Raw genomic sequence first — 13434 nt, forward strand, 5'->3', positions numbered from 1 at the left:
TCCGGCACCGATCCGGTCCCGGCCGACCATCGCCGCCTGCTGGCCCGGCGGGTTCCGGTTCCCAGCCGGCTTGGGCTCTCCGCAGCGAAAATGGCGGACTTCGAGCCCCCTGAGCAGGGTAGCGATGAGGGCCGCTCGGCGGATGAACCGCGAAGTTCTTGACCGCCGAGCCGGATCGCTTCTGGGCCGAGCCGGACCAAGTGCGGGCCGGGGTGCCGCTGCTGGAACGTACCGAGCTGTCTTGACCGTGCGCCGCTCGCCCTCAGACTTCGCGGGCGGCTACAGGCTGGACACGTACGCAACGATCCTGCCGTGGGCACGACTCGCCATGTTCGCCCTGCCCTCCCTGGTCATCGGTGTCCTGGCAGCCATCTGGTCGGCCCGGCGCGCGTCCCGCTTCGGCGTGCTGCAAGCGATCAATGCGCAGTAACATCGCACAACATCCAACGAGGAAGGGCGAACTCACGTGGTGGACATGAAAGCGGCCGCGCGCAAGGTCTTTGACGCATACGACCTCGATGCCGACGGGCAGATAACCGCCAAGGAATACCAGCAGGTCGTCGCCGAGCTGCGCGGCGAGCACCTCACCGACGAACAGGCGCAGCAATTCATCGATGTACTCGACATGGACGGCGATGGCACGATGTCGTTCGAGGAGTTCTGGGCCCCGATGCAGGGCGTCGCGGACTGACCGCGGGCGTTCCGGTCACCTCGCGTGCGGCGCGAGAAGCTGACCGCCGACTACGAGCTTTCGGCCACCCGGACGCCCCCGTCGTGGCCCCTCACAGGGCGGTGGCGCACGCGGTGGTCAGGGGTGAGGAGGCGGACCAGGGCCGCCACCTGCTCGGGGGCCAGCGGGCGCCAGGGGCGTTCCCCGCCTTCAGGCGGGGGAGGAATCGAAGCCCTGCGGAGCAGGGCAGGGTAAGCCGGTTCGGCGCCAGGGCGGACCCCGGGCCCCGAACCCCCGGGCCCCCCGGGCCACAGTCCGCCGGACTCCGCCTACTTCGCGCCCGCCACGTAGAAGAGGAAGAAGAGAAACGCGGCGATGAAGTGGACGCCCACGAGGTAGATGAAGACCCGCACCGTGAAGGACATCGGCGCCCGGTCCTCCTCGTTCGGGCCGGTCCGGGCCGGCGTCGCGGGGGTCGTCGGGGCATCGGTCGCATCGATCGCATCGGCCGCACTCATGTCGTTCCCGTCCTTCATGGCGTACCGGGCCTTCCTCGGCGAGCGGCGTCGCCGAGGCACAGCTCGGCCGCGCCGCTCTGCAGCAGCGTGTGGACGAAGAGCAGATCCACGCCGCCGGGCGAGGCGGCGGCGATGCGGTGCGGGGTGAGCGAGTCGAAGTGGGCCGCGTCGCCCGCGGAGAGGGCGTGCACGGCCTCGCCGAGCGTCAGCCGCAGCCGTCCCCCCAGGACGTAGAGCCACTCCTCGCCGGGGTGGACCCGCACCAGGTCCTCCTGGGCGGCGGAGCGCTCCGGTACGTGCAGCCGCAGCGCCTGCATGGCCCGGCCGGAGCCGCCGGCCTGCCAGTAGGTCCAGCCACCGGCCTCCTGTGCCTCCATGCGGTCGGCCCGCACGACCGGGTCCCGCTCCGCGGGCACCTCGCCCAGCAGGTCGGATACCGTTGTTCCGTAGGTACGGGCCAGGGCCAGCAGCATCGGCAGCGAGGGCTGGCGGCGGCCCGTCTCCAGCCGGGACAGATGCGCGGGGGAGAGCCCGACGCGATGGGCGGCGGCCTCGAGCGTCAGACCGCTGCGTCGCCGCAGGTCACGCAGGCGGGGAGCGACAGTGGGCAGCTCGGCGGACGGTCCGCCGGGGTCACCGTCGGCCGGTCCGCCCGTGGGCCACTCGGCGGGCCCGTGGGGGAGCGGGTTCATATCTCCGGTATAGCCAGCCTTGACCTCTGAGGCAAAAAGTTTGCCTCAGAGGCAAGAGGTTACGTTTCCGTTACCTCTTCTGGCGCTTTGCGCAGCTCTTGTGAACTCCCGGAGAACGGCGGTTACTTGGCATTGACACGACAGCGTCTACGCGCGTCATGCTATGTCTATGACAATCCCCCCACGGATCGCCCGCATCGGTGCCCTCGGCGCCCTCGTCTCGACGCTGCTCATCGGTGGCGCGGCCACGGCGGCCACCGCCGTCACCCCGGCGGTATCGCAGACCGTTGCGTCGTCGCAGGTCATCGCCGCGGTTGGTGACATCTGCTACTCGGATCTGCCCTCCCAGGCCCATGACACCCTGGACCTGATCGAGAAGGGCGGCCCCTACCCGTTCCCGCAGGACGGGACCGTCTTCCAGAACCGTGAAGGCGTCCTTCCGTCCCAGTCCTCCGGCTACTACCACGAGTACACCGTGATCACCCCGGGCTCCGACGACCGTGGCGCCCGGCGCATCGTCACCGGTGAGCAGACGGACGAGGACTACTACACCGCGGACCACTACGCCTCGTTCGACCTGGTGGACCGCGGCTGCTGACGCGGCCCACCGAAGACCGCCACCCCCCGCAACCGCGGCCGCTGCCCCCACCGGGGCGGCGGCCGCGGTGCTGTGCCCACCGGGGCGGCGGCCGCGGTGCTGTGCCCGCCCGTCCCGCCCGCCCCCGTCCGCCCCGTATCGGCCGCAGACCCCGGGAACCCCGAGCGGGCCATTGTCGTTGCTTCCCGATACCGTCTCGGTAGCAGCGGACGTGCGGGGAGGCATGGTGGCGAAGGGTCCGGAAGTGGTCACGTGCGGGGAGGCAATGCTCCTCCTGCTCGCCGAGCCCGGGGTTCCGCTGGACCGGGCCGTGCATTTCCGCAGGTCGGTGGCGGGAGCCGAATCCAATGTGGCCGTGGGCCTCGCCCGGCTCGGCCACGGCGTGCGCTGGCTCGGCCGGGTCGGCGCCGACCCGGCGGGGGAGGCGGTGCTGCGCGAGCTGCGCGCCGACTGTGTGGACGTCGCCCACGCGATCGTGGACGACCATGCCCCCACCGGGCTGCTGATGCGGGACAGCCATGCGTACCGCGCCATCGATGTGCAGTACTACCGCATGGGCTCGGCCGCCTCCCGGCTGACGCCCGAGCAGATACGCCCCGAGGCACTCGAAGGCACCCAACTGCTGCATCTGTCCGGGATCACGCCGATGCTCTCGCCGACCGCGGCGGCCGCGAGCCGCCGCCTGGTGGAGCTGGCCCGTGCGGCCGGGGCCAAGGTGTCCTTCGATCCGAACGTACGGCACAAGCTGGGCGGCGCGGCGCAGTGGGCCCAGACGGCGGGCCCGTTGCTGCGCGACGCCGACATCGTCCTCGCGGGCGAGGAGGAGTTGGAGCTGCTCACCGCCCAACCCGCCGACGAGGCCGCGCGGGAGCTGCTGCGCGGCGGGGCCGACGAGGTCGTGATCAAGCGCACCGACCACTCCTCGACCGTCCTCACCGCGGACGGCGGCTGGGACCAGTCGCCCCACGCGGTGCCGGTCGTCGACCCGATCGGCGCCGGTGACGGCTTCGCGGCCGGCTATCTGTCGGCGCGGCTGCGCGGGCTGCACGAGGATCAGGCGCTCGCCGAGGCGGCGTGCGTGGCCGCCCTGGTCGTCCAGGCGGCCACCGATACGGACGGGCTGCCCACCGCCGCCGCGCGGGACCGGGCGCTCGCCGAGCTGTCCAAGGGCTCCAAGGGCGGGGACGCGGTATACCGCTGAACCCGCCGCGGCACCCACGGCCCGCCCGGACAGCGCGGGGCCGCACACGTCACAACAACACAGAGCAGCACCGGTAAGACGGACAACCCAGATACCGATCCACCAAGCGCACACAGCACCGCGTATCGTCCACCGCACACCGAAACCGCCGCATATCCCGGAGGCAAGCCGGGGCGGCATCGCCAGCAGCACCTGGGAAAGGAAAGGCGGCGACCGCCGTGTACCGCTGGGAGATCACCAGGGCCGCGCTCGCGCAGCGCGTCCTCGCCATCGTCCGTAGCGACAGCTACGACCACGCCCACGCCACGGCGGACAGCCTGCTCTCCGCCGGTATCACCAGCCTGGAGATCTCGCTCACCACGCCCTTCGCACTGGAGGCGGTCACCACCCTGATCCGGGAGGTCGGCGATGACGCGGTGATCGGCGCGGGCACGGTACTCGATGGCGCCTCGGCCCGGATGGCGGTGGACGCGGGCGCCCGCTTCCTCGTCTCGCCGAGCCTGGACCCCGACGTCATCCGCACCGGCCACCGCTACGGTCTGCCGGTCTTCCCCGGCGTGGCCACACCCACCGAGGCGGTCCGCGCGATGGAGCTGGGCGCGGACGCCCTGAAGCTCTTCCCCGCCTCCGCCTACGGGCCCAGATGGGTCAGCGACGTACGGGCCGCGCTGCCGCAGGCCGCCGTGGTCCCCACCGGCGGAGTGACCCTGGCCGAGGCCCCGGACTGGATCGCGGCCGGGGCCGTCGCGTGCGGAATGGGCTCGGCGCTGTCCGAGGGCGACCGGGACACCGTGTCCAAGCGCGCCGCCGAACTGCTGGCCCGCCTCGCGGATGTGGCGCCCCCGCTGGACTCTCCGCACGAGCCGTACTGACACGGCGGTGCGCGCCCCGTACCGACGGCTGTGCCCGGCCCCGTACCGGCGGCAGGACGCTCCCCGTACTCACGGCGATACAACCGCTTCCCGCGGGCCGGGACTTCTGCCACCCTGAGCGCGCTGTGATCATGCGGCTCGTAGCGGCCGCCCGCCCGCGCCCAGGAGATGCCGTGAGACGTACCGTCACGCTGTCCGCCCTCGCCGCCGTGCTCGCCGCCACCGCCGCCGGTTCGGCGCTGGCCGTCGGCTCCACCTCGCAACCCACCTCGCACCCCACCTCACAGGCCGAGTCGGCGCAGGTGAACGCCGCCGACCGGGCCCGGCAGCAGCGCGGCACCCTGCTGGACCGGGTGCCCGAGCGCGGGGTGCTCCGGGTGTGCACCACGGGCGACTACCGGCCCTTCAGCCATCGCGACCCCAAGTCCGGGGCCTACACCGGTATCGACATCAAGATGGCCGGGGACCTCGCCAAGAGCCTGGACGCCAAACCGAAGTACGTGCCCACCACCTGGGCCACCCTGGTGGACGACCTCGCCGCCGGGCGCTGCGACGTGGGCATGGGCGGGGTGTCGGTGACCCTGGCCCGCGCCCGTAAGGCGTCCTTCAGCGAGCCGTACCTCACCGACGGCAAGACGCCGATCGTGCGCTGCGAGGACAAGGACAAGTACCGGACGCTGGAGGAGATCGACCAGCCGGGCGTACGAGTCGTGGTCAACCCGGGCGGCACCAATGAGCAGTTCGCCCGAGCCCATATCAAACAGGCCACCCTCACCGTCCACCCGGACAACACCACGATCTTCGACGAGATCATCGCGGGCCGCGCCGATGTGATGATGACGGACGCCAGCGAGACCCGCTATCAGTCCGCCATCCACCCGGAGCTGTGCGCGGTCCACCCCGACGAGCCGTTCTCCTTCTCCGAGAAGGCCTACGTACTGCCGCGCGGCGACGTCCAGTTCAAGGAGTACGTCGACCAGTGGGTCCATCTGGCCACCCACGACGGTACGTACAAGAAGTACGAGGATGAGTGGATGAAGCGATGATGAAGCGATGATGCGGCGGTGACGCGGCGGCGGACGCGAGAGCGACGGAGCGGCTGAAAATCTGGGCATCGCCGTACGACTCTCGCGTCCGTCGCGCATCCGCCGGGCCCGGAGCGGGAAGATGACCCCATGAGTCCCGCCCAGCCTGTGCGCCGCCGCTCGGACGCCGTCGCCAACCGTGCCGCCCTCCTCGACGCGGCCGAGCTGGTCCTGCTCCGCGACGGGCCCGCCGTGCCGCTGGACGTGGTGGCGCGCGAGGCCGGGGTCGGCATCGCCACGCTGTACCGGAACTTCGCCGACCGCGAGGAGCTGTACGCGGCCGTCGTGCACCGTTCCTACGAGCTCGTGGCGGCCCTCGCCCAGGAGGCCGAGGACAGCGCGGCACCGCCGCTGGCCGCGCTGGCCGGTTTTCTGCGCGGCCTGCTCGCCGAACGGCACCATCTCGCCCTGCCGCTGCTCGGCGCGCCCGGCCCGCTCCTCCTGGCGGACGAGGCCGATCCTCTCGGTTCGCGGATCTCCCGGTCGTTGGCCGCGGTCCTGAAGCGGGGTGTCGGCGACGGCTCGATCCGCCCCGACGCCACCACCGCCGACCTCGTCGTCACCGGCGCGATGCTCGCCCAGGCCCAACTCCCGTCCGACGCCTGGGGGCGTGCCGCCCGCCGTATCGCCGCGCTCGTCCTGGACGGTCTGCGCGCCCGCCCCGACACCGTCCCGCTGCCCGACGGGCTCACCGGGACCGAACTGGACCGGGTCATGACCCGTGGCGCGGGGGAAGCGGCGGCCTATTAGCCTGTCGAACACAGCGGGATGCGCATTTGCGCGAATCGGGGCGCGGCCCTCGTGCGGGTGCTACACGCTGACGGATGCCGGTTGTAATGCCCTGGACCGGTGACCGTTTCCTCGCCCCCGGAGAGACGACATGAGCAGCCCCCTCAGCCACCCCCTCGTGCGGACCTTTCTGTCCTCGGTCGAGCGGCGGACCGCGGCGCTTCCCGCCGCGTGGCGGGAGGAGTTGCTGGAGGACCTGCGCGAGGAGATCGCGGCGGCGCTCGCGGACGACCTCGCCGAGGATGCCGCCGGGGACGGCGATGCCGCCGGGGACGGCGATGCCCTCGGGGACGGCGATTCCGTGATCGGAGATGAGCGGGTGCGGCAGGTGCTCGACTGGATCGGAACCCCGGAGGAGATCGCGGCGGACGCGCTGGCCGAGGAGTCCGGCAGCATCCCGCCCGAGCCGGAGGACGCCGGTGCCACCTGGGTGACGCTCGGCCTCGCCGTGCTGCCCGTACCGCTGTGCCTGGTCCCGGGCGTGGGCATACCCCTGGGGCTGGTCGCCGCCCTCGGCGCGCTCGTCCGGCTGTGGCGGTCCGCGCCATGGGCCCGGCGCGAGAAGCGGCAGGCCACGCTGTTCGTCCTGTCGCCCCTGGCGACGGTGCCGGTGCTGGCGGTGGCGCTCTCCCTGGCGTTCGACGGGATCAGCGCCCCCGCGTTCGTGGCCTCCCTGCTGATAGCGCTCACCCTGCCCGTGGTCGGCGCCATACGGCTGGCCCGGTCCGCCGCCCGGCTGCGCGAGCAGACGGGCGCGTGACGCCGCCGGGCGGCGGACCGGGGGTGTCCGGCGTGGAGGGACGCAGAGCGGCGCGAGGTGGTGGCCGGGGACGGCTGCCGCCTCCGGCCGCGCCGTGACGGCGGACAGCGTTGTCGGCTTCAGCTGATCAGTCGGCTCCAACTGATCACCTGTGCGTAGTTTGTCCTGACAACAGAACTTCACGACTTCCCGTCATGTGCTCATCCGGATACCCTCGGCCCGTGGCTATGGAGGAAGAAGACGCTTCGGGCGGGGCGGAGGCGCTCCAGCTCAGCGTCGATCGCAGCAGTCCGGTCCCGCTGTACTTCCAGCTGTCCCAGCAGCTCGAGGCGGCGATCGAGCAGGGGCGGCTGGCGCCCGGGAGCCTGCTGGGCAATGAGATCGAGCTGGCCGGGCGGCTCGGGCTGTCCCGCCCCACCGTCCGGCAGGCCATCTCGTCGCTGGTCGACAAGGGGCTGCTGGTGCGCCGCCGGGGCGTGGGCACCCAGGTCGTGCACAGCCAGGTCAAGCGCCCGCTGGAGCTGAGCAGCCTCTACGACGACCTGGAGGCGGCCGGTCAGCGGCCCGCCACCCAGGTGCTGCGGAACACCACCGAGCCCGCGACCGCCCAGGTGGCCGCCGCCCTCGGCGTCGCCGAGGGCGAAGACGTGGTGCTGATCGAGCGGCTGCGGCTGGCGCACGGCGAGCCCATGGCCCATCTGCGCAACCACCTCCCGGTGGGCCTGCTCAAGCTGGACAGCGCCGAGCTGGAGGACACCGGGCTGTACCGGCTGATGCGCGCGGCCGGGATCACCCTGCACAGCGCCCGCCAGGCGGTCGGCGCCCGCGCGGCCACCGCCGAGGAGGGGGAGCAGCTCGGGGAGCCGGCGGGTGCGCCCCTGTTGACCATGGAGCGCACGACCTTCGACGACACCGGCCGGGCCGTGGAGTTCGGCTCCCACACCTACCGGGCCTCGCGCTACGCCTTCGAGTTCCAGCTGCTCGTACGCCCCTGACCCCTGCCTCACGCCATGTGCCGCGCCCTTTGTCCTTGACGTGTCCCGCGTCCCCGGCTACAAGTCCTCAAGCCGTACGGGTGCCGGGCCCCCGCCCACCCCGGCAGCCCCGGCGATGACCGGTGACGGATACTTGGGCGGCGGCCGGGACCGATCATGCGGTGCCCGGCCGTGAAGGTGACAGCGGGACGAACACACAGTGAGAAGGGCGGGTCTTCGTGGCGACGGTGCGGAGAGGGGCACGCGCGATGACCGCCGCCGTGCTCGCGGCGGTGCTGGGTACGGCGTTGGCGGGCTGCAGCGATACGGGAGGCAAGCGGGCCGAGGAGCGGGCCGCACGGGAGGCGGCCGCCGGGGGACGGGCGGCGGTCAACACCCCGAAGTGGACCTTCGCGATGGTCACCCACTCCGGAGACGGGGACACCTTCTGGGACATCGTGCAGAGCGGCGCCAAACAGGCCGCGGTCAAGGACAACATCAAGTTCCTCTACGCCCACAACGAGGAGGGCAAGGAGCAGGCCCAGCTGGTCCAGTCCTACATCGACCAGAAGGTCGACGGCCTGATCGTCACCCTCGCCAAGCCCGACGCCATGAAGTCCGTGGTGAAGAAGGCCCGCAAGGCCGGGATACCGGTGATCACTGTCAACTCCGGCGCCGAGGTGTCCAAGGCGTTCGGCGCGCTCACCCACATCGGCCAGGACGAGACCATCGCGGGCGAGGCCGTCGGCGACGAGCTCAACAAGCGGGGCCAGAAGAAGGCGCTGTGCGTGATCCACGAGCAGGGCAACGTCGGCCTCGAGCAGCGCTGCGACGGCGCGGCCAAGACCTTCGACGGCAAGATGGAGAAGATCTACGTCGAGGGCACCAACATGCCCGATGTGCAGTCCTCGATCGAGGCCAAGCTCCAGTCGGACAAGGGCATCGACACGGTGCTGACCCTCGGCGCGCCCTTCGCGGACACCGCCGCCAAGGCCGCCGACCAGGCGGGCAGCAAGGCCGAGATCGACACCTTCGACCTCAACGCCAAGGTCGCCGCCGCGCTCCAGGACGACACGCTCGGCTTCGCCGTGGACCAGCAGCCGTATCTCCAGGGCTATGAGGCCGTGGATCTGCTGTGGCTCAACCGCTACAACGCCGATGTGCTCGGTGGCGGCAAGCCGGTGCTCACCGGTCCGCAGATCATCACCAAGGACGACGCCGCCGAGCTCGCGTCGTACACGAAGCGGGGAACCCGATGAGCGCGGAGGCACCGCCCGTCAAGGAGGAGCTCTCGTCCCCGCGGCCGTTGCGCGGCTCGCTGCCGCGCCGGCTGGTGGGCCGTCCGGAGCTGGGGGCGGTCGTCGGCGCCGTCGCCGTCTTCGTCTTCTTCTCGGTCGTAGCCGACGCCTTCCTGCAGTGGTCCAGCTTCAGCACCGTGCTGTACGCCTCCTCGACCATCGGGATCATGGCGGTGCCGGTGGCGCTGCTGATGATCGGCGGGGAGTTCGATCTTTCGACCGGGGTCCTGGTGACCAGCTCGGCGCTGATCTCCTCGATGTTCTCGTACCAGATGACGGCGAACGTATGGGCCGGGGTCGGGGTGTCCCTGCTGGCCACCCTCGCGATCGGCTTCTTCAACGGCTATCTGCTGGTCCGCACCAACCTGCCGAGCTTCATCATCACGCTCGGCACCTTCCTGATCCTCCAGGGCTGCAATCTCGGCTTCACCAAGCTGATCAGCGACACCGTCTCCACCAAGAGCATCTCCGACATGGAGGGCTTCCCCTCCGCCCGTAAGGTCTTCGCCTCGCATCTGACCATCGGGGACGTCGAAGTGCAGATCACCGTCCTGTGGTGGTTCGCCCTGATCGCGCTCGCCACCTGGATCCTGCTGCGCACCCGCGCCGGGAACTGGATCTTCGCGGTGGGCGGCGCCAAGGAGGCGGCCCGCGCGGTCGGCGTCCCCGTGGAGCGCACCAAGATCGGCCTCTATCTGGGCGTCGCGCTGGCCGCCTGGATCTCCGGCCAGCATCTGCTGTTCAACTACGACGTGGTCCAGTCCGGCGAGGGCGTGGGCAATGAGCTGCTCTACATCATCGCCGCCGTCATCGGCGGCTGTCTGCTGACCGGCGGCTACGGCTCGGCGGTCGGCGCGGCCGTCGGCGCGTTCATCTTCGGCATGACCAACAAGGGCATCGTCTACGCGCAGTGGGGCGCCGACTGGTTCAAGTTCTTCCTCGGGGCGATGCTGCTGCTCGCCACGCTGCTCAACTGGTGGGTCCGCAAGCGGGCGGAGGAGAGCAAATGAGTGCGTCCCCGACATCCAAGGCCTCTCAGACATCTCCGGCGTCCCGGGCCGCCCTGGTCGCGCTGAGCGACATCAGCAAGTACTACGGCAACGTCAAGGCGCTGGAGGGCGTCTCCCTCGAGGTGCACGCCGGGGAGATCACCTGCGTCCTCGGGGACAACGGCGCGGGCAAGTCAACCCTCATCAAGATCGTCGCCGGGCTGCACCAGCACGACGGCGGCACCCTCGCCATCGAGGGGGAGGAGGCCCGGCTGGGCTCCCCGCGCGAGGCCCTCGACCGTGGGATCGCCACGGTCTACCAGGACCTCGCCGTGGTCCCGCTGATGCCGGTGTGGCGGAACTTCTTCCTGGGCTCGGAGATCCACAAGGGCCGCGGACCGCTCCGCCGCCTCGACGTGGAGGCGATGCGCACCACGACCCACCGCGAACTGCTGCGCATGGGCATCGATCTGCGCGATGTCGACCAGCCCATCGGCACCCTCTCCGGCGGCCAGCGCCAGTGCGTGGCCATCGCCCGCGCCGTCCACTTCGGCGCGAAGGTGCTCATCCTGGACGAGCCCACGGCGGCGCTGGGCGTCAAGCAGTCCGGCGTCGTGCTCAAGTACGTCGCGGCCGCCCGGGACGCGGGCCTCGGCGTGGTCCTCATCACGCACAACCCGCACCACGCCTATCTCGTCGGCGACCGCTTCGTGCTGCTCAAGCGCGGCGCCATGGCGGGCAGCCACGCCAAGGACGGGATCGCCCTGGAGGAGCTCACCCGGCAGATGGCGGGCGGCAGCGAGCTGGAGCAGCTCAGCCATGAGCTGGCCCGCACCCCCGCCCCCGATCTGTCGGGAGGGGTCGCCAAGGGCTGAGCGGGGTCGCCAAAGGTTGAGAGGGTTCGCCAAAGGTTGAGAGGGTTCGCCAAGGGCTGAGCGGTCGGGGCGTCGGCCGTGTTCCGGTGCTTCCTGGGGGCAGCGCGCCGTAGGCTCGCCATGCGGCATGAGGCGCGGGTGAGGCACAATCGCACGGCGGGCCACACCCGCCACGACCGACGCAGCCGAGGCCCCGCGGCCTCCCGAGACCCCCGCAGGGACGACGAACTCTTGCGAGCACGTACCCGCAGCGACCGCACCCCCCACACCGGCGAGGGGGCCGGCCGATGAGCATCTACCGCGAACGAGTGCACCGGGGCTCGGCTCGGGCCACCGTGCTGCGGACCGTCGGCACCCGCGAGCGCCGCTCGCATCTCAGCGCGCCCCGGGTGCCCACGGTCGGCATCGACATCGGCGGCACCAAGGTGATGGCCGGGGTCGTCGACGCCGACGGCAACATCCTCGAGAAGCTGCGCACCGAGACGCCGGACAAGTCCAAGAGCCCCAAGGTCGTCGAGGACACCATCACCGAGCTGGTGCTCGACCTCTCCGACCGGCACGATGTGCACGCCGTGGGCATCGGCGCCGCGGGCTGGGTGGACGCCGACCGCAACCGCGTGCTGTTCGCCCCGCACCTGTCCTGGCGCAATGAACCGCTGCGCGACCGGCTCGCCGAGCGGCTCGCCGTCCCGGTCCTGGTCGACAACGACGCCAACGCCGCCGCGTGGGCGGAGTGGCGGTTCGGCGCCGGACGGGACGAGGACCATCTCGTCATGATCACCCTCGGCACCGGGATCGGCGGCGCGATCCTGGAGGACGGCCAGGTCAAGCGGGGCAAGTACGGGGTCGCCGGGGAATTCGGCCATATGCAGGTCGTCCCGGCCGGTCACCGCTGCCCGTGCGGCAACCGTGGCTGCTGGGAGCAGTACAGCTCCGGCAACGCCCTGGTCCGCGAGGCCCGTGAACTGGCCGCCGCCGAATCGCCGGTGGCGTACGGGATCAACGACCGGGTCGGCGGCAACATCCAGGAGATCACCGGGCCGCTGATCACCGAGCTGGCCCGCCAGGGCGACGCCATGTGCGTCGAACTGCTCCAGGACATCGGCCAGTGGCTCGGCGTCGGCATCGCCAATCTCGCCGCCGCCCTCGACCCCTCCTGCTTCGTCATCGGCGGAGGCGTCAGCGCCGCCGACGACCTGCTGATCGACCCCGCCCGGAACGCCTTCCGGCGCACCCTCACCGGCCGCGGCTACCGGCCGGAGGCCCGGATCGTCAAGGCGCAGCTGGGCCCCGAGGCCGGGATGGTCGGCGCCGCCGACCTCGCCCGGCTGGTCGCCCGCCGCTTCCGCCGCGCCAACCGCCGCCGCGTCGAGCGGTACGAGCGCGCCGGGTCCTCCTCCCCGCTGCGGCTCGCGCCGCGAAGCCAGGCAGGCCGCGAATGACCGCCGCCGACCAGCGGCCCGGCGCCGCGATGCCCCCGGCCGACGGTATGCGCCCCGGCGGGCCCACACCGGGCGGCCCCACGTCCGGCGGGCCCATGCCCGGTGGCGGCCGTCCGCCCCGCCGCTGGCTCAAGGCCGTGGTCGTCTTCCTGCTGATCACGATCCCGGCGGGCTATCTGGTGATCTCCGCCCTCCAGAGCCGCAACGGCGGTGAGGACAAGGCGGAGGCGGCGTCGGCCAAGGGCCTCAGCGCGGGCTACCCGACCCGGGTGCAGCGGCGCATATACGACGTGCCGGTGCCGCCGTACTCCAAGAAGGTCGCCTTCTACGAGACCAACTCCTGGAAGGTCAGCTCGCTGTACGTGCAGTTCGTCACGTCCCGCGACGGTCTGGACTCCTTCCTGACCAAGCTCGGCACCCGCCGCTCCGCCCTGGACAAGGGCGAGGTGCCCATCACCAAGGCGCAGGCGCAGAGGGTCGGTTGGCAGGTCGGAGCCCCCGGTCACGACTGGGCGGGGATGGTCATCAAGCAACAAGATCCGCAACCCAAGCTGAGGATCACGGTCAAGTTCGACAACCCGGCGCATCCGAAGGTTTACGTGGTCTCCACGGTCACGCCGTAAGGCCTTCACATCCTGGGTACATCGCGCCCGAAAACCCCGCCACCCGTG

The 13434-nt window shown here is 71.4% G+C and carries 16 protein-coding genes; 14 read left to right on the forward strand and 2 right to left on the reverse strand.

Translation table 11 applies throughout. The annotated features are described in order from the left end of the window. Positions 1 to 241 precede the first annotated feature (241 nt). Both J2Z30_RS46140 and J2Z30_RS46145 read left to right on the forward strand, forming a co-directional pair. Complete coding sequence (locus J2Z30_RS46140) at positions 242 to 430, forward strand: hypothetical protein (protein WP_209469134.1); 189 nt, start codon at positions 242 to 244, stop codon at positions 428 to 430. A gap of 45 nt (positions 431 to 475) precedes the next feature. Next, complete coding sequence (locus J2Z30_RS46145; protein ID WP_217489762.1) at positions 476 to 691, forward strand: EF-hand domain-containing protein; 216 nt, start codon at positions 476 to 478, stop codon at positions 689 to 691. A 308-nt stretch (positions 692 to 999) separates the two neighbouring features. Here the strand turns inward: J2Z30_RS46145 and J2Z30_RS46150 are convergent, their stop codons facing one another. Together J2Z30_RS46150 and J2Z30_RS46155 are read right to left on the reverse strand one after the other, a co-directional pair. Next, entirely contained in the window at positions 1000 to 1188 is a 189-nt protein-coding gene (locus J2Z30_RS46150) for a DUF6126 family protein (RefSeq protein WP_245389241.1), read from the reverse strand. A 14-nt stretch (positions 1189 to 1202) separates the two neighbouring features. Next, positions 1203 to 1880, reverse strand: coding sequence for a helix-turn-helix domain-containing protein (locus tag J2Z30_RS46155; RefSeq protein ID WP_245389242.1), 678 nt, complete (start codon positions 1878 to 1880; stop codon positions 1203 to 1205). A 169-nt stretch (positions 1881 to 2049) separates the two neighbouring features. Here J2Z30_RS46155 and J2Z30_RS46160 point away from each other — a divergent pair, with 169 nt between their 5' ends. The 12 genes from J2Z30_RS46160 (at position 2050) to J2Z30_RS46215 (ending at position 13386) form a co-directional block, all read left to right on the forward strand. After that, positions 2050 to 2478, forward strand: a complete 429-nt coding sequence (locus tag J2Z30_RS46160; RefSeq protein ID WP_044569101.1) for a ribonuclease — start codon at positions 2050 to 2052, stop codon at positions 2476 to 2478. A 223-nt stretch (positions 2479 to 2701) separates the two neighbouring features. Then, positions 2702 to 3679 (forward strand): sugar kinase, encoded by a 978-nt coding sequence (locus J2Z30_RS46165; protein WP_044569099.1) that lies wholly within the window; start codon positions 2702 to 2704, stop codon positions 3677 to 3679. Between the two features lie 218 nt (positions 3680 to 3897). After that, on the forward strand, positions 3898 to 4551 hold the full coding sequence (locus J2Z30_RS46170) for a bifunctional 4-hydroxy-2-oxoglutarate aldolase/2-dehydro-3-deoxy-phosphogluconate aldolase (protein ID WP_044569097.1): 654 nt from the start codon (positions 3898 to 3900) through the stop codon (positions 4549 to 4551). A 173-nt stretch (positions 4552 to 4724) separates the two neighbouring features. Then, the gene (locus J2Z30_RS46175; protein WP_209469135.1) at positions 4725 to 5597 is read left to right on the forward strand and encodes a transporter substrate-binding domain-containing protein; all 873 of its coding nucleotides are present in this window, start codon (positions 4725 to 4727) and stop codon (positions 5595 to 5597) included. 129 nt (positions 5598 to 5726) lie between these two features. After that, positions 5727 to 6386: a TetR/AcrR family transcriptional regulator gene (locus J2Z30_RS46180; RefSeq protein ID WP_052701302.1), complete on the forward strand. Its 660-nt coding sequence runs from the start codon at positions 5727 to 5729 to the stop codon at positions 6384 to 6386. A 130-nt stretch (positions 6387 to 6516) separates the two neighbouring features. Further along, positions 6517 to 7185: a DUF1700 domain-containing protein gene (locus J2Z30_RS46185; protein ID WP_044569096.1), complete on the forward strand. Its 669-nt coding sequence runs from the start codon at positions 6517 to 6519 to the stop codon at positions 7183 to 7185. Between the two features lie 227 nt (positions 7186 to 7412). Further along, a complete protein-coding gene (locus J2Z30_RS46190; protein WP_044569095.1) occupies positions 7413 to 8180 on the forward strand; it encodes a GntR family transcriptional regulator in 768 nt (255 codons plus the stop codon). A gap of 248 nt (positions 8181 to 8428) precedes the next feature. Continuing rightward, positions 8429 to 9418, forward strand: a complete 990-nt coding sequence (locus J2Z30_RS46195; RefSeq protein WP_044569093.1) for a sugar ABC transporter substrate-binding protein — start codon at positions 8429 to 8431, stop codon at positions 9416 to 9418. Then, complete coding sequence (locus tag J2Z30_RS46200; protein WP_044569092.1) at positions 9415 to 10467, forward strand: ABC transporter permease; 1053 nt, start codon at positions 9415 to 9417, stop codon at positions 10465 to 10467. The genes J2Z30_RS46195 and J2Z30_RS46200 overlap by 4 nt, the downstream gene beginning before the upstream one ends. Further along, on the forward strand, positions 10464 to 11321 hold the full coding sequence (locus tag J2Z30_RS46205; RefSeq protein WP_044569091.1) for an ATP-binding cassette domain-containing protein: 858 nt from the start codon (positions 10464 to 10466) through the stop codon (positions 11319 to 11321). The genes J2Z30_RS46200 and J2Z30_RS46205 overlap by 4 nt, the downstream gene beginning before the upstream one ends. Before the next feature lie 287 nt (positions 11322 to 11608). After that, on the forward strand, positions 11609 to 12763 hold the full coding sequence (locus J2Z30_RS46210; RefSeq protein WP_020867702.1) for an ROK family glucokinase: 1155 nt from the start codon (positions 11609 to 11611) through the stop codon (positions 12761 to 12763). Beyond that, positions 12760 to 13386 (forward strand): hypothetical protein, encoded by a 627-nt coding sequence (locus J2Z30_RS46215; protein ID WP_044569090.1) that lies wholly within the window; start codon positions 12760 to 12762, stop codon positions 13384 to 13386. The genes J2Z30_RS46210 and J2Z30_RS46215 overlap by 4 nt, the downstream gene beginning before the upstream one ends. Positions 13387 to 13434: the final 48 nt, after the last annotated feature.

Origin of the sequence: Streptomyces iranensis, from assembly GCF_017874715.1 — a bacterium.
GTDB lineage: Bacteria > Actinomycetota > Actinomycetes > Streptomycetales > Streptomycetaceae > Streptomyces > Streptomyces iranensis.